The following is an 18034-nucleotide window of genomic DNA, read 5'->3' on the forward strand; positions in this document are numbered from 1 at the left end:
CGCTTTGACAAGCATCTCCTCAATGTGACGACGCCCAAGATGGACACGTATGCCGAGGCGGACGATCCGCTCTTCGAGCCGTGGCTCGCCGAACGCGCCGATCATGACTATGCGCCGCGCCGGCTTTATGGTGATTTCCTCACCGAAGCCGTTTCGAATGCCATCACCGGCAAGGACGTCCGCCATTTCCAGACGATGGCCAGCGCAATCCGTTCAACCGATGATGGACTCGCCATCACCTTGGCGGACGGCACGACGCTTGCGGCCTCACATGCCGTGCTGGCGCTTGGCAATCTGCCGCCCAAGCTCCTGGCGCCTGGGATCAGCGATCCGCGCATCATCGAACATCCTTGGAGCCTGACGCCAGAAAGGACTGAAGGACGCAACCGCGTCGTCATCGCGGGTACCGGCCTGACCGCACTCGATGCCGTGACGCTGATCGCGGAGGCCAACCCCAAAGCACATTTCACCCTGGCCGCAGCGCATCCGCTGACGCCGCCTTGCGATCGGACCGTAACACCCTGGGCCGAAGCTGAACACGTCATCGGCCATTCGCCGACCATGGTCTGGAGTATGGTGAAGCGCGAGTTGCGCGAGCGCGACTGGTATGAAGTCATCGATGGCTTACGCGGGCATGTCGAAGCGATCTGGACCCAATGGACACAGGAACAGCGCCGCAGCTTCATGAGGCATGGCGCCCGGCTGTGGCTGCATCACCGCCACCGGTCACCGCCGCCGACCTGGCACCGGATCGAGGAGCTGAAGACGGTCGGGCGCCTGTCCTTGCGCGCCGGTCGCATCCACCGACTCACACCGCATTCCGATCGTATCGATGTCGATCTGGCCACCGGCACTCTCGCGGCCGATCTCGTCGTCAACACCACCGGGCCGAGCCTGTCGCTGCGCGCGCATGCTCTGCTGAGTGCGCTTCTCGATGAGGGCTTGGTCACCGAATGCCCTCTGGGTCTCGGCATCGCCATCGATGATGACGGACGTTGCCGGACGCGCAATGGTCATCTTTCACGCCTTTTCGCGCTCGGCACGCTGACCCGCGGCCAGTTCTTCGAAACCGTCGCGGTGCCGCATATCCGCAAACATGCGGATGATATTGCAAAGGTGATTGTGCCTTCATCCTTCCCCCTTGCGGGGAAGGTGGCTCCCGGGCCTTAGGCCGGGAGCCGGATGGGGGTCGGGTGGTCTGGCAAATCGTTAGAGAAGAAGATTCGGAAGCACCACCCGACCCTTCGGACCGACCCTCCCCGCAAGGGGGAGGGAAAAATCCAGAACCTACTCCGCCGCGGCCAGAAAACGCGCATCCGCCTGGTCGAGGCGGCGGCGGATCTGGGTGATGGTGAGCGTGTCGTCGGGAACGCAATTGTCATAGGTGAGATAGCTGCCGGCCTTGACCGGCTTCACCACCTTTGCCCGCTCGGCCAGACCGATCGGGATTGCATTGGCCTGGCGCGCTTCGCCCCAGGTCATCGCCCAGGCACGATATTCCGTCTCGCCGATTTTGCCGAGCGTTTCGCCGGGCTTGAGATCGCGCTTGGCGAGAGCGATCGCTTCCGCCACCGGATGATCGAGCGGCACCATGTCGGCTTCTTTGTGCAGCACCGCATGCGCCGCCGAGATCGGCACTTCGAGGCTGGTCAGATGGAAGGGCCGGAACAGCGAGAAATAGGGCCCCTTGCCGACTTTCAGATCAATCATGCGTTCGACGACGCGCGGATGATCGGCCTCGACGATGCAGAAGACGCCGGGCGCCACACCCTTGCCGATCGAATAATCGACGCAGCCGGTCTTGCTGAGCACGCCGCCCTTGGATTTCGGAATCAGCACGTCCGCAAGCTCGTCACGCGTCGCCGCCGGACCATGCATGCCGGGCAGGTCAGGCACGAGGCCGGTCGCATTGGCGATCGCCACCATCTCGACCATGGTCTTCGAGCCGTCGACGAATTCGACCAGCATGCGCGCATTCATGTTGCGCTCACGGGCTTCCTTCTCGTAATCGGCCGGCACCGCATCGAATTTGAGCGGGTTGTTCTTACCCTTGCCGGCGCAGACGATCGAGAGGCCGAGCGACTGGGCGAAACCGATGAGCTCGAGGGCCGCGGCCGGCTCATCACCCGCCGCGCCCGTATAAACGACGCCGGCGCGGCGCGCTTCTTCATGGAGAAAGCGGCCGATGGTGATGTCGGCCTCGACATTGAGCATCACGATCGGCTTGCCGGCCTTGATCGCGGCGAGCGCGAAGACGGCCCCTGTATTGGGATTGCCGGTGGCGTCGATCACCACATCGATGCGCCCGGCGCCGACAAGCGCCTGAAGATCGCCGGTGATGGCGATCTTCTTCATCTCGATCAGCCGGTCGATATCCTGGGCGGACTTCGCCTCGGCGAAGTCCTCGCGCCCATGGCCGGCGAGGAGAAGTGCCGCTTGCGCATTGGAGATATTGAGCTCGGCGATGGCCGCGAGCCGCAGGCCCTCCATGCGGGCGAGCTGAACGGCGAGATCGGTGCCCATCTGGCCGGCGCCGGCGACACCGATCCGGATCGGGCCTTTCTCCTCGGCATGCCGGCGCAATTCGCGCGCCAGCGACGACACATTGGAAATCACTTCGCCTTGTCCTTGGCCTTCTTGGACTTGTCCTTCTTCGGCTTGTCTTTCTTGCCCTTCTCAGGCTTCGCCTCGGGCGCATCGCGGCGCGTCGGTGCGATCACCGCCAGCGCCTCGCCGCCTTTCAGCTCACCGGCCTGCTTGCCGTATGTCTTGAAGCGCGCCAGGACGGTCTTCATCTGCGCATCCTTGAGGATGACCGGCTTGCCGGCGAGACACGCCGCCCAATATTGGTGGCAGAGCGTCTCGATCTCACCCGCGAGCCACAGGGCCTTGTCGAGATTGGGCCCGAAGGCGATCTGGCCGTGATTGGCGAGGAGGCAGGCGGTGCGGTCCTTCAGCGCCTTGAGCATCGTGTCGGAGAGCGCCTGGGTGCCGAATTCGGCATAGTCGCTGACCCGCAAGGTCGAGCCGCCGGTGACGCCGATCATGTAGTGGAAGGGCGGGATGTCTTTGCGCAAGGTCGCCAGTGCCGTGGCATAGATCGAATGCGTATGCACGATGGCGCCCGCCTCGGGTCGCGCCTTGAAGATGTCCATATGCATGCGCCATTCGGTCGACGGCAGATATTTGCCGTAATAGCCGCCCTCGAGATCCATCTCGACGATGTGCTCGACATCCATAATGTCATAAGGAACGCCCGACGCGGTCATCAGGAAACCGTCCTCGGTGCGGGCGCTGACATTGCCCGACGTGCCCTGATTGATGCCCATCTCGTTCATCTGACGGCAGACCCAGATGATCTTCTTCTTGAGATCGGCATGTTTGGACTTCGACATCGCGACGGCTCCATTTGATCAAATTTTCGGGCGGACCCTACAACCTGAAATCCGAAAGGTCCAGAAAGGCTAAAGTCGCGGTCTCTTGACAAATTCTCATATTCGAGAAAATATCTCAAATATGGAAATTATGGATGATGCCATCGACCGGCGGATCGCCCAGCGCCTGAAGGCCCTACGTATCGACCGCGGCTGGTCGCTCGACGAGCTGGCCGGCCGCAGCGGGGTGAGCCGCGCCACTTTGTCGAGGCTCGAAAATTTCGCCATCAGCCCGACCACCAGCATGCTGGGCAAGCTCTGCGCCGCCTTCGGCCTGACGCTGTCACGGCTGATGTATATGGCCGAGGACGGTTTCGCGCCGCTCATCCGGCGCAGCGCCCAGACTTTGTGGAGCGATCCAGAGATCAGCTTCAAGCGCCGCGCGGTGTCGCCGCCGGCGCAGACGCTTGTCGGTGAAGTGATCGAAGGCGAGATCGGCCCCGGCACACGCATCGATTACGACAAGGCGCCGAAACAGGGCCTCGAGCATCATCTCGTTCTGCTCGAGGGCCAGCTCGACATCACGGTGGCCGGCACGACCTATGGGCTGAAAGCCGGCGACTGCCTGCGTTATCAGCTTTTCGGCCCGAGCAGCTTCGCGACGCCGAAGAAAATCTCAGCCCGCTATCTGATCTTCATGGTGTGAGACATGACGATAGACCTCTCGCTCTTCACCGCCGAGGACATCTCACACGAATTGCCGGAACTGGCGAAGCTCCTGCATGACTGCGTCCATGCCGGCGCCAGCATCGGCTTCATCATGCCGCACAGCATGGAAGACGCGGAAGGCTTCTGGCGCGACAAGGTCGCGGGGCCGGTGGCGAGCGGCACGCGCTTGCTCCTGGTGGCGAAAGACGGCGCACGCATCGCCGGCGCGGTGCAGCTCGATTACGACACGCCGGCCAATCAGCCGCATCGCGCCGAGATCCGCAAATTGCTGGTGCATCCGGATTTCCGCCGCCAGGGCATCGCCAAAAGACTCATGGCGACGATCGAGGACGAGGCGCGCCGGTTGCGGCGCAGCCTGCTCACTCTCGATACCCGCACCGGCGACACGGCCGAGCCGCTTTATGCCGCCATCGGCTATCATACGACCGGCGTCATCCCCGGCTATTGCCGCGATACCCATAAAGATCGTCTCGACTCCACCACGATCATGTACAAAAATCTGTGATGGGCGCCCGGGGGGCGTCCCACAGAGGGGATCATGACGGGAAACAATGTGCGCGGCATCGCCGTGGTGGATGTCGGAGCGACCAACAGCAAGATCGTGCTCTTCGACAGCGCCGGAAAACCGCTGGCCGAGCGCAAGATGGCGAGCCGCCATGGCTCAGGCCCGCCCTTTCTCCATCTCGATCCGAAGCCGCTGATCGCCTTCTGTGCCAAACATCTGCCCGAACTCGACGCGGTGCTGCCGATCGACGTCATCGTGCCCTCGGCCCATGGCGCGGCGATTGCCTGCCTCGCCGAGGATGGTTCACTGGCCTTGCCGGTGATGGATTACATGGCCGAGCCGCCACCCGAGATCATCGACGCCTATCGCAAGGTCGAGCCGCCTTTCTCGGAAGTCTTCGGGCCGCTTCTGCCGATGGCGCTGACCCATGGCATGCAGCTCTTCTGGGAAGAAGAGGCTTTCCCCGAGGATTTCGCCAAGGTCAAAACCATCCTGCCCTGGATTCAATATGTGAGCTATCTGCTCAGCGGCAAAGCGGTGATCGAGGTCGCCAGCATGTCGTGCCAGTCACAGCTGATGGATGTGCGCGACAACAGCTTCTCGTCGCTGGCGCGTCTGCGCGGCTGGGACAAGCTCTTCGCGCCCTGGGCCAAGGCGTGGGAAGTGACGGGCACGCTGAAGGAGGAATTCCGCGATGGCCGTTTCCGCGGCCGCGGCGACGTGCTCGCCGGCATCCACGATTCGAGCGCCAATTATCTGCGCTACCTCGCCGGCGGCCGGAAACACTTCACGCTTCTGTCGACCGGCACCTGGATCATCGGCTTCGACACCGACACCGGCATCACCGAGCTCGACCCTAAGCGCGACACGGTGACCAACACCGACATCTGGGGCAAGCCCGTCGCTTGCTGCCGCTTCATGGGCGGGCGCGAATTCGAGATTCTCTCGCGTGGCGCCGCCGCCGAAGCGGCGAGCTTCAAGGCGCTCGCCGACATTCTCTCGCAAGAGAGCTTCGCGCTTCCGTCCTTCACCGACTCGGGCGGACCGATGCCCGGCACCGGCAATAAAGGCCTGGTGAGAGGCCCGGCACCTGCAAGCGAAGAAGAACGCGCGACCCTTGCCGCGCTTTATTGCGCGCTGATGGTCGACCGCTCGCTCGCCGCGGTGAAGTCGAAAGGTGACATCATCGTCGATGGGCCTTTCGCCAAGAACCCGGTGTTTCTCTCATGCCTCGCGGCTCTCCGCCCGAAGCAGAAAGTGCTCGCCTCGCAATTGCGCGACGGCACCACGCAAGGCGCCATGGTGCTGGCCTTGATGAGCGAAGACGGCAAGCTGCCCGAGCTCGCTCTCTCGCTCGACCGCGTGGATCCGAAGGCGCCGGCGATGATGGCGCGTTATGCCGCCAAATGGCGCGCGCTTGCGGCGGAGCAGAATGACTAGAGAAAATTATACGGATCGACATCGATCGCGAGGCGCAGCGATCCCTTAGGCTTGATGTCGCCGAGCCAGGCCTTGAGATAGGCCTGCACATTGATGCCGCGGCGCGCTCTCACCAGAAAGCGCCAGCGATGCAGCCCGCGCACCAGATGCAAAGGCGCCGGCGCCGGGCCCAGCACATGCACGCCTTCGCCATAGGGGGCGAGCGGCTGCAGCGAGCGGGCGAAGCGTTCGGTCTCGTGCCCGTCGCGCCCCGATATGACGATGGCCGCGAGATGCCCATAAGGCGGCAGGTCGGCCCCTTCGCGCAGGCGCTTCTCTTCCGTGAGAAAGCCGTCGCGGTCGCCTTCCGCCAGCGCCCGCATCAGCGGATGATCAGGCCTGTAGGTCTGGATCAGCGCGCGGCCCGGCTTCTCGCCGCGCCCGGCGCGCCCCGCCACTTGCGCCATCTGCGCCCAGCTGCGCTCGCCGGCGCGCGGATCACTCGAATCGAGCGCGAAATCGGCATCGACGACACCGACGAGAGTGAGATGCGGAAAGTGATGGCCCTTGGCGACGAGCTGCGTGCCGATGACGAGATTATGCACGCCATCGGTCACCTCGCGGATCGCATCCTTGAGCAGCGTGCCGCGCGCCAGATCGCTCGACAGGATGGTGAGTCGCGCTTCGGGGAAACGCTGCGCCACTTCCTCCGCGAGCCGTTCGACGCCCGGCCCGCAGGGCACGAGCTTGCCCGGCGTCTCGCATTTGGGGCATTGGCCGGGGATCGCTTCGGTATGGCCGCAATGATGGCACATCAGCTGCTTGCGGAAGCGATGCTCGACCAGCGACGCGGCGCAGTTCGGACAATCGAAGCGATGACCGCAGGCACGGCAGAGCGTCAAGGGCGCATAGCCGCGCCGGTTGAGAAAGAGCAGCGCCTGATCGCCCTTGGCGAGCGTCTCGCTCACTGCGTTCGCCAATGGATCGGACAGCCATGATCCGGACTGTGGCGCCGCCTGGCGCATGTCGATGATGTGGCTCGGCGGCAATTCGGCGGCGCCATGGCGGACCGCGAGCTGCACATGGGTGTAGCGGCCACGCTCGGCATTGACGAGGCTTTCGAGCGAAGGCGTGGCGGAAGCGAGCACGATCGGGAATTTGCCGAGCGCGCCATAGACGATCGCCATGTCGCGGGCGTGATAGGGCACACCGTCTTCCTGCTTGTAGGCGCTCTCATGCTCTTCATCGACGACGACGAGGCCGAGCCGCGCCCAGGGCAGGAACAGGGCCGAGCGCGCGCCGACGACGATGCGCGCCCCACCATCCGCGACGCCGCGCCAAACCCGCTCGCGCTCGCGCGGCCGCATGCCGGAATGCCAGGTCGCCGGCGCGGCGCCGAAGCGCCGCTCGACGCGCTCGATGAATTGCTGGGTGAGCGCGATCTCGGGGAGAAGCAGCAGCACCTGACGCCCGGAAGCGAGCGCCGACGCCATCGCCTCGAAATAGACTTCGGTCTTGCCCGATCCGGTGACGCCGTCGAGCAGCAGCGTGCCTTGCGCGCGCCTCGTCACAAGGGCGCGCAATTCCCGGGCCGCCTCTTCCTGCGCCTCAGACAAAGCGAGCTTGCCGGCGGAGGGATCGGGCGCGGGGAAAGCGCGATGCGGCGGCAGCGCCACCACTTCGAGCGCGCCGGCTTTGGCCAGCATCTTCACCACCGATGTGCCGACGCCGGCAAGCTCGGCGAGCTCGGAGGCTTTCATCGCCAGGCCCTCGCGCGCAATGTCGAGCACGCGGGCGCGCTGCGCGGTCAGCTTCGCCGGTTGGTTGGGGCCGATGCGATAGGCGACGTCGCCCTTCGCCTCACCAAAGGCGCCAGGAGCCCTGAGGCAGAGCCGCAGCACATTGCCGAGCGGTTCCAGATAATATTGCGCCACCCAGTCGATGAAGGCGCGATGTGTATCACTCAAGGGCGGCAGGTCGAATTTCTGGACGATCGGCCGCAAGGTCTTGCCGCCGCCGTCACCCTCGCCGATTTTCCAGACGCAGCCGATGAAGGAGCGCGGCCCCAGCGGCACTTCGACATAGTCGCCGGGCGCCACCGAAAGCCCCGGCGGCACCGCATAGGTATAGGGCCCCTCGAGCGCGAGCGGCAGCAGGACATCGGCGGTGACCGGGGAATCGGCGGACATGATGTGGAGCCTTGCGCCAACTCGTCCTCAGGGACAAGCCCATGGCGAAAAGTGACGGCATTGCCTATATGAGGCGGCCATGAAACATGTCCCTGCGTCCATGGCCGAAGTGCTCCGGCGCGAGATCGCTTACCGCGATCCGGCGCTGCTGCTGCGCCGTTTTGCGCGCCGCAAGGACGTGACCTTCCTCGACAGCGCGGCCCAGCAGGGCGAGCTCGGCCGCTATTCCTACATCGCCGCCGACCCGTTCGAGACCTTTACCTTGGCGGAAGGCGAAGGCGGCCTCGCGGCTCTCGCCCGCCTCGACCGGCGATTGAAGCGCTGGAGCTTGCCGCCCGCGTCCGAGCTGCCGCCTTTCCAGGGCGGGTTCGCCGGCTATATCGCTTATGAATTCGCCCGTTTGCTCGAGCCGCAGATCAAGGCGCGGACTCCGGCGCCCGACATTCCGGCCATCGCCCTTCACGCTTACGACACGGTCGTCGCCTTCGATCATCAGGCGAGGCGCTGCTGGATCGTCTCAGCCGGTTTTCCGGAGACCGAGCCCGAGGCCCGCCTGCTGCGCGCCGAAGAGCGCCTCGCCGAAGTCGAGCAGCTCTGCCTCGAACCTGAACCGCCGCTTTCCGGCGACCATGTGATTGCCGGCTGGCAGTCGAATTTCACCCGCCCCGATTACGAGGCGGCGATCCAGCGCACAATCGACTACATTCTCGCCGGCGACATCTTCCAGGCCAATATCGCGCAGCGCTTCACGGCAACCATTCCGGCGAGCTTCGATCCGCTCACTTTCTATCTCACTCTGCGCCAGCGCAATCCGGCAACCTTCGGCGCCTTTCTCGATTATGGCGCGGTGAAGATCGCCTCGAGCTCGCCCGAGCGTCTCATCAGCTTCGATGGCAGCCTTGCCGAAGCGCGCCCGATCAAGGGAACGCGGCGGCGCGACGCCAATGCCAGCATCGATGCCGAGCTGAAAGCCGAGCTTCTGGCGAGCCGCAAGGACCGCGCCGAGAATGTGATGATCGTCGATCTTCTGCGCAACGATCTCTCGCGCGTCGCCGAACCGGGCACGGTGCAGGTGCCGGTCCTCTGCGGACTCGAGACCTATGCCTCGGTGCATCACCTCACGTCGGTTGTCACCGGCCGTCTCGCGCCGGACAAGAGCCGCGGCGATCTCATCGCCGCCTGCTTCCCCGGCGGCTCGATCACCGGGGCGCCGAAGATGCGCGCCCAGGAGATCATCGCCGAGATCGAGCGCGTGCCGCGCAACGTCTATTGCGGCTCGATCGGATACTTAAGCTTTACCGGCGGGATGGATCTCAACATCGCCATCCGCACCGTGCTGTTCCATGACGGCCGCGCCGAATTCCAGGGCGGCGGCGGCATCACCGCCAAATCGAATCCGGCGGACGAATATGAGGAGACCCTCGCCAAGGTGACACGCATTCAGGCGAGCTTCGAGACATGATCCTCGTCATCGATAATTACGACAGCTTCGTCCATAATGTGACGCGTTATCTGCGCGAGCTTGGCTCGCAAGCCGAGGTCAAGCGCAATGACGCGCTCACCCCCGACAGGATCGACGACGATGTGAAGGGCATCGTGATCTCACCCGGCCCCTGCACGCCGCATGAAGCTGGCGTCTCGCTCGATGTGGTGCGCAAATTCTCCGGACGCCTTCCTATTCTCGGCATCTGCCTCGGTCATCAATGTATCGGCGAGGCTTTTGGCGGCAAGGTCACACGTGCCAGACGCCCGATGCATGGCGAGGCCTCCGCCATTCGCCATCAGGGCGGAGGTGTACTGGCGGGACTGCCCGACGGTTTCAATGCCGGGCGTTATCATTCGCTCATCGTCGAGCTCGCGGGCGATGAGCCGTTGAATATCACCGCACGCTCCGAAGATGGCGAGATCATGGGGCTGGAACATAAGAGCCATCCGACCTATGGCGTGCAGTTCCACCCCGAGTCGGTGCTCACCGAACATGGCTACGACATATTGCGCAATTTCCTGAAGGTGGCGCGGTGAGCGCGACCGTCTGGTTCAACGGTGAGCTTGCCACCGGCAGTCTCGCAGTCGATCCCGGTGATCGCGGCCTGTTGCTGGGCGACGGCATCTTCGAGACCCTCGCCGTCTTCGCCGGCAAGCCCGTTTGGCTCGCGGAACATCTCGAGCGCATGATCGAGGCGGCCAAGACTCTCGGCATCCCGGCCGACCGCGGCAATATCGAAGCCGCCATCGGCGAGACATTGCGCGCCACACCCCATCACCATGGCATATTGCGCATCACCTTGACGCGCGGCGCAGGCATACGCGGCCTCGCCGCCGATGGCAGCACGCCGAGCCTGCTCGTCACGCTGGCGCCCTGGATCAAGGGAATGCTCTTCGCGCCGGCGAAGCTCGTCACCTCGACAATCCGGCGTAATGAGACATCGCCCGCGTCTGGTCTCAAGACGCTGTCCTACATCGACAATATCCTGGCGGCGCGGGAAGCCGCCGCGGCCCGCTGCGACGACGCGCTGCTGCTCAACACAAAAAGCCAGGTCGCGGCGACGACCATCGCCAATGTCTTCTTGCTCAAGAACGGCCGGCTCGCGACGCCGCCACTCAGCGCCGGCATTCTTCCCGGCATCGCCCGCCGGAAGCTGCTGACTCTGACGCAAGCTGAGGAAAGGGCGTTGGTACGGGCGGAGCTTCGGGAAGCGGACGCCTTGTTCCTCACCAACAGCCTGCGCCTCGTCCGCCCGGTCCATGCGCTCGACGGCGCCGAGCTCCGTCATGACGATGCGGCATTGACGCGCTATTTCGAACTATTATGCGCGGCGGTCGTTGCGGAAACGGGGTTCGATCCGCGCCAGGCGGATGCGCTTTGATCTTGTCAGGGTCACCCCCCGGGACTAGGTTGCGGCCCTAACAGAGCCTCTAAGGATATCGTCATGAAATTCTTCGTCGACACCGCTGAAATCAATGAAATCAAGGAATTGGCCGCCACCGGTCTCCTCGACGGGGTGACCACCAACCCCACGCTCATCGCCAAATCGGGCCGCGATTTCAAAGAGGTGATCGCCGAGATCTGCGCCGCCGTGGAAGGCCCGGTGAGCGCCGAGGTGACGGCGCTCGATGCCGACGGCATGGTCGCCGAGGGCAAGAAGCTCGCCAAGATCGCCAAGAACGTCACGGTGAAAGTGCCCTTGACCCTCGACGGGCTCAAAGCCTGCCGGACGCTCAGCCAGGCCGGCACCATGGTGAATGTCACCTTGTGCTTCTCCGCCAACCAGGCGCTGCTCGCCGCCAAGGCCGGCGCCACTTTCATCTCGCCCTTCATCGGCCGCCTCGACGACATCAATATCGACGGCATGGAGCTCATCCGCGAGATCCGCCAGATCTATGACAATTACGATTTCGGGACCGAAATCCTCGCTGCTTCGATCCGCACCGCCAATCACGTCAAGGAAGCGGCCCTCATCGGCGCCGATGTGGCGACCGTGCCGCCCGCCGTGCTGAAAGGCCTGGTCAAGCACCCGCTGACCGACAAGGGCATCGAATCCTTCCTCGCCGACTGGAAGAAGACCGGCCAGGCGATTTGAACTTCGCTCGCTGTGGTGAAGTGATCGCCCTCGCCCCTCGAAGAGGGGAGAGGGAGGGACCCAACGCGCAAGCGTTGGGAGGGTGAGGGGCATCCCTGTTACCTCTTCCTTCGAGATAGAGGGCCGAGTTCCCGATAGATCCGTTATTCCTCGCGCCAAGAGACCGGGTGCCCCTCACCTTCCCATTGCTTCGCAACGGGCCCCTCCCTCTCCCCGCTCACGCGGGGCGAGGTGAAGACGCATCCCCTCGCGAGATGCGTGCACACGATAACGGCTTTCGCCGGGGTGACGGTTATGGGTTATCCGGTAACCTTTTCGGCGCTAGTCTCGACCCATGGCCGAGACTTCCGACCTTGAGCTTTTCCACGCCGCGCCCGAGACGTCCAAGACCGTCGCGGCTTGGCTGGCCTATTTCAAGACGGAACGGCGCGCTTCCGTCCATACGCTCGACGCCTATGGCCGCGATATCGGCCAGTTCATGGCTTTCCTCGCCGATCATCTGGGGGGACCGGCGACGCTCGCCGATCTCGCGGGGCTGACCCCGTCGGATTTCCGCGCCTTCCTGGCGCGCCGGCGCAACGAGGGCAATGGCAGCCGCACTTTGGCCCGTCAGCTCTCGGCGATCCGAACCTATTTTCGTTTTCTCGAACGGCGCAAAATCCTGAGCAATGCCGCGTTGAGCGTCCTGAGGGCGCCGAAAATTCCGCATGGCGTGCCGAAGCCTTTGACCGCGGGCGCGGCGCGCGAGGTGGTCAAGGCCGACACGCTCGCCGGCGAAGAAACGCCGGTCTGGGTCACGGCGCGTGACGCCGCTGTGCTGACCTTGCTTTATGGCTGTGGCCTGCGCATCTCCGAGGCCTTGAGCCTCACGCCGCAGCAGGCGAGCCATGACCCGCTCACTATTCTCGGCAAAGGTGGAAAGACGCGCATCGTGCCGGTGATCGACGCGGCGCGCGCGGCGCTCGACCGCTATCTGGCACTCTGCCCGCTGGCGCTCGATTCCAAGGCACCTCTATTCCGCGGTGTGAAGGGCGGGCCGCTCAATGCCCGCAATATCCAGCTTCTGATCGCGAGGCTGCGCGGTGCGCTGGGATTGCCCGACACCGCGACGCCGCATGCGCTACGCCATTCCTTCGCCAGCCATCTTCTCGCCGGCGGCGCCGATCTGCGCACCATCCAGGAACTGCTCGGCCATTCCTCGCTGTCGACCACCCAGGTCTATACCGAGGTCAACACCACGCATCTGCTCGAGCAATATGCCAAGGCGCATCCGAGGGCCTGATGCGGATGCGTCTCCTCGCCACCATCATCACTCTCCTGCTCGGCATCGAGATCGCGATAGCCGCCGAGCCGCCGGTCTGCACCGGCACGAATCTCCTGCCGGCGCTCAAGACGACGGCGCCTGAACTGAGAGCCCGGCTGGCGACGGCCGAGACGGATATTCCCAATGGACGAGCGGTCCTCTGGCGTATCACCGACAAGACCGGGAAGGCGAAGCCGTCGCATCTCTTCGGCACGATCCATCTGACCGATCCACGCATTCACGCTTTGCCCGATGCGGCGCGCAGCGCAATCGAGACAGCGAGCGTCGTCGCTCTCGAAATCAAGGAAGTCGTCGATCCGGCCGATCACCTGCGCGCTTATTATCGCAATGCCCGCTTCATGGCGATGCCGCTCGGCCAGGACATGTGGGATCTCATTCCGGATGAAGACGAGCATTTCATCCGCGACGCCCCGCAGATACCGCCGGAGCGGATGATTACGCTCGGCGCCGTCCAGCCTTGGATGGTGGTCGTCATGCTGAGCTATTCGACCTGCGAGATGGCGCGCCAGAAGGCCGATCTGCCGATGCTCGACCGCGCCATTGGCCAGCTGGCGAAGCGCCATGGCGTTCCCGTCATCGGGCTGGAAAAAGTCGAGGAGCAGATGGCGGTTCTGGCCGGCGCAACACTCGAGCAGCAGGCACGCATGCTGGTCATGACGGCGAAATACGCCAATCAGGCCGGGGATTTTGCCGAGACCTTCGCGCAGCTCTATCTCGCCCGCCGGCTGGCGAGCGTCTGGGTCTTGTCGAAGCAGGGCGTGCCGACGGATGAACCCGATCCCGAAATATCGGCCTATCTGGAAAATGAAGTGCTGAACAAACGGAACCGGCTGATGGCCGAGCGCGCTTTGCCCTTGCTGGCCGACGGCAATGCGTTCATCGCCGTGGGTTCCGCGCATCTGCCGGGCGAGCAGGGCCTGGTGGCGCTACTGCGCAAAGCCGGCTACGAGGTGACGGCCGTCGACTAGCTCTATGGTGTGTAGCGAAAGACGAGATCGGACTCGTCCTGACGGGGCGCCGAAGAATCCAAGACGCCGCCGAGACGCTGTGCAACCGCAATCGACCGGCTATTGCCGGGATCGACATAGCTGATGAGGGTGGTCAGGCCGAGCTCGCCAAAGGCCCAATTCAAGAGAGCCCGAGCCGCCTCGCTGATGTAGCCTTTGCCTTCATAAGACTCATAAAGCTGCCACCCGAGCTCACGCTCCGGGAACAGCGGTCCATGATTGATCCCGACCTGGCCGATGCAAGCGCCAGTCGAACGAAGCTCGATCGACAATCCGCCATGCCCGGCGAGATGCCAGAGCGCCACCTCATGGCAGAACAGGCCCCAGGCCGCCGCCTGGTCGAAAGGCCCGCCCATATAGACGGAGCGTGGCGAAGCCATCAGTCTCTCATAGCCGGCAAAGTCGTCGAGAATGATGGGGCGCAGGATCAGCCGTTCCGTCGTGAGCGTAGGCGCAATACGCGGAATTGGATGCTGATCTGTAGCCATGACTTTCTCCCGGCAGGATGCCGCGTTTCGGCGCTTGCCTCGCCACGCGATGATCGAAGGCGGGACGACCAAGGTCTTGTGGAGCTTTTCCCTAAAGCGGGCTACGAAAGCAACACCCAGCACTCAAGGCGCCGTCATGCCCGTCACGCCCGATCACGTCTATTCCGATACGGAAATCCCGAAACAAACTGCGGTCGCGATCATCGGTGGCGGCATCATTGGGGTCGCGACGGCGCTCGAGCTGGCCGAGCGTGGCATCGACGTGACCCTCCTCGAAAAAGGCGTCATCGCCGGTGAGCAATCGAGCCGCAATTGGGGCTGGTGCCGTCAGATGGGCCGCGATCCCCGCGAGATTCCGCTGATCCTGGTGGCGCTCGAAGCCTGGCGCGGCATGAACGCCCGGATCGGCGGCGAGACCGGCTTTCGCCAAAGCGGCATCATCTATCTTTGCGAGACCGATGCGGAGCTGGCGGCGCGCGAGAGCTGGCAGGAGCGTAATGCCAAACCTTTCGGCCTCGACACGCGCATCGTCTCGGGCGAAGAGGCCGAGAGCCTGCAGCCCGGCGCGACACGGCGCTGGAAGGGCGGCCTCTTCACCTCGGCCGACGGCCGCGCCGAGCCTTTCATGGCCGCCCCCGCGATGGCGCAGGGCGCCCGCAGGAAGGGCGCCAGGATCCTCACCCAATGCGCGGTGCGCGGCCTCGAAACGTCGGCCGGCAAAGTGTCGGCGGTCGTCACCGAGAAGGGCCGCATCGCCTGTGATACGGTGGTGCTGGCGGGTGGCGCCTGGTCGCGCCGTTTTCTCGGCAATCTCGACATTCCTTTCCCGCAGCTCTCGGTCGTCAATTCGGTGATGCGTACCGCCCCGATCGAGACGCCGCTCGAGCGTTCCTGCTCGGCCGGCAAATTCTCGCTGCGAAAGCGGCTCGACGGCGGCTACACGATCGCCCATCGGCATCTGTCGGTGGCCGATATCCTGCCCGATTCATTCCTCTTGTTCCGCGAATTCCTGCCCGCTCTGAAAGTCGACTGGAGCGGATTGCGCCTGAGATTTGGCAAGCGCTTCTTCGACGAGGCGCGGCTCAAGCGCCGCTGGGCGTTGGACGAAACATCGCCTTTCGAGGAAGTACGCATCCTCGATCCCGAGCCCGTCACCGCGATCCTCGATGAGGCGGCGGCGAGCCTGAAAGAGTATTTCCCGGCCTTCCGCGATCTCGAAATCGCGCAGCGCTGGGGCGGCGTCATCGACGCGACACCCGATGCCGTGCCGGTGATGTCGCCCCTCGCGCAATTGCCGGGGCTTTATCTCGCGACCGGCTTCTCTGGGCATGGGTTCGGCCTAGGCCCCGGCGCCGGCAAGCTGATGGCCGATCTCGTCACCGGCGCCACACCTTGCGTCGATCCGGAGCCCTTCCGTTACACGCGTTATTTCGACGGCACCAACCCGCGGCCGACCACGGGGTTGTGACGATAAAAGTTACAAAGCCCCGCCCCTCCACCGTCATCCCGGCGAAAGCCGGGATCCAATAAACTCCATCAGAACAATATCTACTCAAGCCAAGCGCCACATGCCTCCTCGAAGAGATCTCGCCAAGTCGGATTGAGTCTCTCGATCAGCTCGATCTTCCAGTTCCGCTGCCATTCCTTCAGTTGCTTCTCGCGTTTGATGGCATCCTCCATGGTGTCGAGGAATTCGTACCAGACGAGGCTCTTCACACCGTAGTCACGGGTGAAGCCCGGAATTTTGCCTTCCTTATGCGCCGCAACACGGCTGCAAAGATCGCTCGTCACGCCGATATAGAGCGTGCCGTAACGCTTGCTCGCAAGAATATAGACGGCGGGAACCTTCTCCTCGCGCATTCCCGCAAGATAATGTACTGCTGCGTATTTGCAACAGCCTAATGGATCCCGGCTTTCGCCGGGATGACGGTAAAATGGTTGGGAGACGGTATAGAACGGAGAGAGCGTGGCGCCGCTTACGAGTGGATCGCTCTTCCCGCGACGGCCATCGCGGCTTCCTTCACCGCTTCAGCCAGAGTCGGATGGGCGTGGGTGGTGCGCGCCAGGTCTTCCGCCGAGCCGCCAAATTCCATCAGCACCGCCACCTCGTGGATCAGCTCGCCGGCCTGGGCACCGAGAATATGGGCGCCCAGCACGCGGTCGGTCTTGGCGTCGGCAAGGATCTTCACGAAGCCGTCGGTCGTCTGATTGGCCTTGGCGCGGCCATTGGCGAGGAACAGGAACTTGCCGGCCTTGTAGTCAACGCCTTCCGCCTTGAGCTCCTCCTCGGTCTTACCGACCGCGGCGATCTCGGGTGTCGTATAAACGACGCTCGGAATGACGGCGTAATTCACATGGCCCGCCTGGCCGGCGAGGAGTTCCGCCAGCGCCACACCTTCATCCTCACCCTTATGCGCGAGCATGGGGCCGCGAATGACGTCGCCGATCGCATAGATGCCCGGCACATTGGTCTCGAAATGATCGCCCACCTCGACCCGGCCCTTACCGTCGCGCTTGACACCGACTTCATCGAGGCCGAGGCCATTCGTAAAGGGCACGCGCCCGACGGCGAGCAGCACCGTGTCGGCTTCGATCGTCTCGGCAGTGCCGCCGGCCGCCGGCTCGACGCTGAGCTTCACCTTGGTTTTGGTCTTCTCCGCACCCGTCACCTTGCTGGCGAGCTTGAACGTGAAGCCCTGCTTGGTGAGGAGGCGCTGGAAATTCTTCGCCGTTTCGAGATCCATGCCGGGCAGGATGCGGTCGAGATATTCGATCACCGTGACCTTGGCGCCCAGCCTGGCCCAGACCGAGCCGAGCTCGAGGCCGATCACGCCGGCGCCGATGACCACCAGAGTCTCCGGCACCTTGTCGAGGACGAGCGCGCCGGTCGAGGACACGATCTGCTTCTCATCGACTTCGACGCCCTTGAGGCCCGCCACGTCGGAGCCGGTGGCGATGACGATGTTCTTCGTCTCGACGATGTCCTTGCCGTCGACCTCGATCTTGCCGGGAGCGACGATCTTCGCGGTGCCGCGGATCGGCGTGATCTTGTTCTTCTTGAACAGGAAGTCGATGCCCTTGGTGTTGCCGTCGATCGCTTCCTGGCGGAACACCATCATCTGCTTGAGATCGAGCGTCGGCGAGACGCCGATACCCATCTTGGCGAAGGAGTGCCCGGCTTCGGCGAAAAGCTCGGAGGCATGCAGCAACGCCTTGGACGGGATACAGCCGACATTGAGACAGGTGCCGCCATGGGTGGCGCGCTTTTCGATCACCGCGACTTTCATGCCGAGCTGGGCGGCACGGATGGCGCACACATAGCCAGCGGGGCCGGTGCCGATGATGGTGATGTCGAAGGGATCAGCCATTTCTAAGATTGCCTCTCTGATCAACTACTACCCTCACCCTGAGGTGGCCG

Annotated in this window: 17 protein-coding genes; 11 read left to right on the forward strand and 6 right to left on the reverse strand. The window is 63.9% G+C overall.

What is annotated here, in order from left to right:
• Positions 1–1170 (forward strand): FAD/NAD(P)-binding protein (locus JHL16_RS22230; protein WP_200186995.1); only part of this gene is annotated, 1170 nt, incomplete at its 5' end.
• 117 nt (positions 1171–1287) lie between these two features.
• Here JHL16_RS22230 and JHL16_RS22235 read toward each other — a convergent pair.
• Positions 1288–2613, reverse strand: coding sequence for a homoserine dehydrogenase (locus JHL16_RS22235; protein WP_200187230.1), 1326 nt, complete (start codon positions 2611–2613; stop codon positions 1288–1290).
• Complete coding sequence (locus JHL16_RS22240; protein WP_200186996.1) at positions 2613–3395, reverse strand: class II aldolase/adducin family protein; 783 nt, start codon at positions 3393–3395, stop codon at positions 2613–2615. The genes JHL16_RS22235 and JHL16_RS22240 overlap by 1 nt, the downstream gene beginning before the upstream one ends.
• 130 nt (positions 3396–3525) lie before the next feature.
• On the opposite strand from JHL16_RS22240, the gene JHL16_RS22245 reads away from it, so the two are divergent.
• Genes JHL16_RS22245 through JHL16_RS22255 form a run of 3 tightly spaced genes read left to right on the forward strand, consistent with a single transcriptional unit; the run spans position 3526 to position 6048 of the window.
• On the forward strand, positions 3526–4080 hold the full coding sequence (locus JHL16_RS22245) for a helix-turn-helix domain-containing protein (RefSeq protein WP_348647257.1): 555 nt from the start codon (positions 3526–3528) through the stop codon (positions 4078–4080).
• Between the two features lie 3 nt (positions 4081–4083).
• Positions 4084–4608: a GNAT family N-acetyltransferase gene (locus tag JHL16_RS22250; RefSeq protein ID WP_200186998.1), complete on the forward strand. Its 525-nt coding sequence runs from the start codon at positions 4084–4086 to the stop codon at positions 4606–4608.
• 33 nt (positions 4609–4641) lie between these two features.
• A complete protein-coding gene (locus JHL16_RS22255; RefSeq protein WP_200186999.1) occupies positions 4642–6048 on the forward strand; it encodes an FGGY-family carbohydrate kinase in 1407 nt (468 codons plus the stop codon).
• Here the strand turns inward: JHL16_RS22255 and JHL16_RS22260 are convergent.
• Positions 6045–8216 (reverse strand): primosomal protein N', encoded by a 2172-nt coding sequence (locus JHL16_RS22260; RefSeq protein ID WP_200187000.1) that lies wholly within the window; start codon positions 8214–8216, stop codon positions 6045–6047. The genes JHL16_RS22255 and JHL16_RS22260 overlap by 4 nt on opposite strands.
• Before the next feature lie 79 nt (positions 8217–8295).
• Here JHL16_RS22260 and pabB point away from each other — a divergent pair, with 79 nt between their 5' ends.
• From pabB to JHL16_RS22290, 6 genes are all read left to right on the forward strand, one after another.
• The gene (gene pabB, locus JHL16_RS22265; protein ID WP_246771003.1) at positions 8296–9678 is read left to right on the forward strand and encodes an aminodeoxychorismate synthase component I; all 1383 of its coding nucleotides are present in this window, start codon (positions 8296–8298) and stop codon (positions 9676–9678) included.
• Positions 9675–10238 carry an anthranilate synthase component II gene (locus JHL16_RS22270; RefSeq protein ID WP_200187001.1) on the forward strand — a complete coding sequence of 188 codons (564 nt, stop codon included), beginning with the start codon at positions 9675–9677 and terminating at the stop codon, positions 10236–10238. The genes pabB and JHL16_RS22270 overlap by 4 nt, the downstream gene beginning before the upstream one ends.
• Positions 10235–11083: an aminotransferase class IV gene (locus JHL16_RS22275; protein WP_200187002.1), complete on the forward strand. Its 849-nt coding sequence runs from the start codon at positions 10235–10237 to the stop codon at positions 11081–11083. Before JHL16_RS22270 ends, JHL16_RS22275 begins: the two co-directional genes overlap by 4 nt.
• A 63-nt stretch (positions 11084–11146) precedes the next feature.
• Entirely contained in the window at positions 11147–11797 is a 651-nt protein-coding gene (gene fsa / locus JHL16_RS22280; protein ID WP_200187003.1) for a fructose-6-phosphate aldolase, read from the forward strand.
• 334 nt (positions 11798–12131) lie between these two features.
• Positions 12132–13079, forward strand: a complete 948-nt coding sequence (locus tag JHL16_RS22285; protein ID WP_200187004.1) for a tyrosine recombinase XerC — start codon at positions 12132–12134, stop codon at positions 13077–13079.
• Complete coding sequence (locus tag JHL16_RS22290; RefSeq protein WP_200187005.1) at positions 13079–14089, forward strand: TraB/GumN family protein; 1011 nt, start codon at positions 13079–13081, stop codon at positions 14087–14089. The genes JHL16_RS22285 and JHL16_RS22290 overlap by 1 nt, the downstream gene beginning before the upstream one ends.
• Before the next feature lie 2 nt (positions 14090–14091).
• Here JHL16_RS22290 and JHL16_RS22295 read toward each other — a convergent pair whose 3' ends face one another.
• Positions 14092–14616, reverse strand: coding sequence for a GNAT family N-acetyltransferase (locus JHL16_RS22295; RefSeq protein ID WP_200187006.1), 525 nt, complete (start codon positions 14614–14616; stop codon positions 14092–14094).
• 136 nt (positions 14617–14752) lie between these two features.
• Between JHL16_RS22295 and JHL16_RS22300 the strand changes: the two genes are divergently transcribed.
• Complete coding sequence (locus JHL16_RS22300; protein ID WP_200187007.1) at positions 14753–16084, forward strand: NAD(P)/FAD-dependent oxidoreductase; 1332 nt, start codon at positions 14753–14755, stop codon at positions 16082–16084.
• Positions 16085–16164: 80 nt separating this feature from the next.
• Here the strand turns inward: JHL16_RS22300 and JHL16_RS22305 are convergent, their stop codons facing one another.
• A complete protein-coding gene (locus JHL16_RS22305; protein ID WP_200187008.1) occupies positions 16165–16476 on the reverse strand; it encodes a GIY-YIG nuclease family protein in 312 nt (103 codons plus the stop codon).
• Between the two features lie 116 nt (positions 16477–16592).
• Complete coding sequence (gene lpdA, locus JHL16_RS22310; protein WP_200187009.1) at positions 16593–17984, reverse strand: dihydrolipoyl dehydrogenase; 1392 nt, start codon at positions 17982–17984, stop codon at positions 16593–16595.
• Positions 17985–18034 lie beyond the last annotated feature (50 nt).

The sequence above is a fragment of the Taklimakanibacter albus genome, assembly GCF_016595235.1.
Taxonomy (GTDB): Bacteria; Pseudomonadota; Alphaproteobacteria; order Rhizobiales; family Aestuariivirgaceae; genus Taklimakanibacter; species Taklimakanibacter albus.

Bases quoted from the DNA above. Each gene is read 5' to 3' on its own strand.
- JHL16_RS22240 (WP_200186996.1), bottom strand. From the start codon at position 3,395: ATGTCGAAGTCCAAACATGCCGATCTCAAGAAGAAGATCATCTGGGTC.
- JHL16_RS22245 (WP_348647257.1), top strand. From the start codon at position 3,526: ATGGATGATGCCATCGACCGGCGGATCGCCCAGCGCCTGAAGGCCCTA.
- JHL16_RS22250 (WP_200186998.1), top strand. From the start codon at position 4,084: ATGACGATAGACCTCTCGCTCTTCACCGCCGAGGACATCTCACACGAA.
- JHL16_RS22255 (WP_200186999.1), top strand. From the start codon at position 4,642: ATGACGGGAAACAATGTGCGCGGCATCGCCGTGGTGGATGTCGGAGCG.
- JHL16_RS22260 (WP_200187000.1), bottom strand. From the start codon at position 8,216: ATGTCCGCCGATTCCCCGGTCACCGCCGATGTCCTGCTGCCGCTCGCG.
- pabB (WP_246771003.1), top strand. From the start codon at position 8,296: ATGAAACATGTCCCTGCGTCCATGGCCGAAGTGCTCCGGCGCGAGATC.
- JHL16_RS22270 (WP_200187001.1), top strand. From the start codon at position 9,675: ATGATCCTCGTCATCGATAATTACGACAGCTTCGTCCATAATGTGACG.
- fsa (WP_200187003.1), top strand. From the start codon at position 11,147: ATGAAATTCTTCGTCGACACCGCTGAAATCAATGAAATCAAGGAATTG.
- JHL16_RS22285 (WP_200187004.1), top strand. From the start codon at position 12,132: ATGGCCGAGACTTCCGACCTTGAGCTTTTCCACGCCGCGCCCGAGACG.
- JHL16_RS22290 (WP_200187005.1), top strand. From the start codon at position 13,079: ATGCGGATGCGTCTCCTCGCCACCATCATCACTCTCCTGCTCGGCATC.
- JHL16_RS22295 (WP_200187006.1), bottom strand. From the start codon at position 14,616: ATGGCTACAGATCAGCATCCAATTCCGCGTATTGCGCCTACGCTCACG.
- JHL16_RS22300 (WP_200187007.1), top strand. From the start codon at position 14,753: ATGCCCGTCACGCCCGATCACGTCTATTCCGATACGGAAATCCCGAAA.
- JHL16_RS22305 (WP_200187008.1), bottom strand. From the start codon at position 16,476: ATGCGCGAGGAGAAGGTTCCCGCCGTCTATATTCTTGCGAGCAAGCGT.
- lpdA (WP_200187009.1), bottom strand. From the start codon at position 17,984: ATGGCTGATCCCTTCGACATCACCATCATCGGCACCGGCCCCGCTGGC.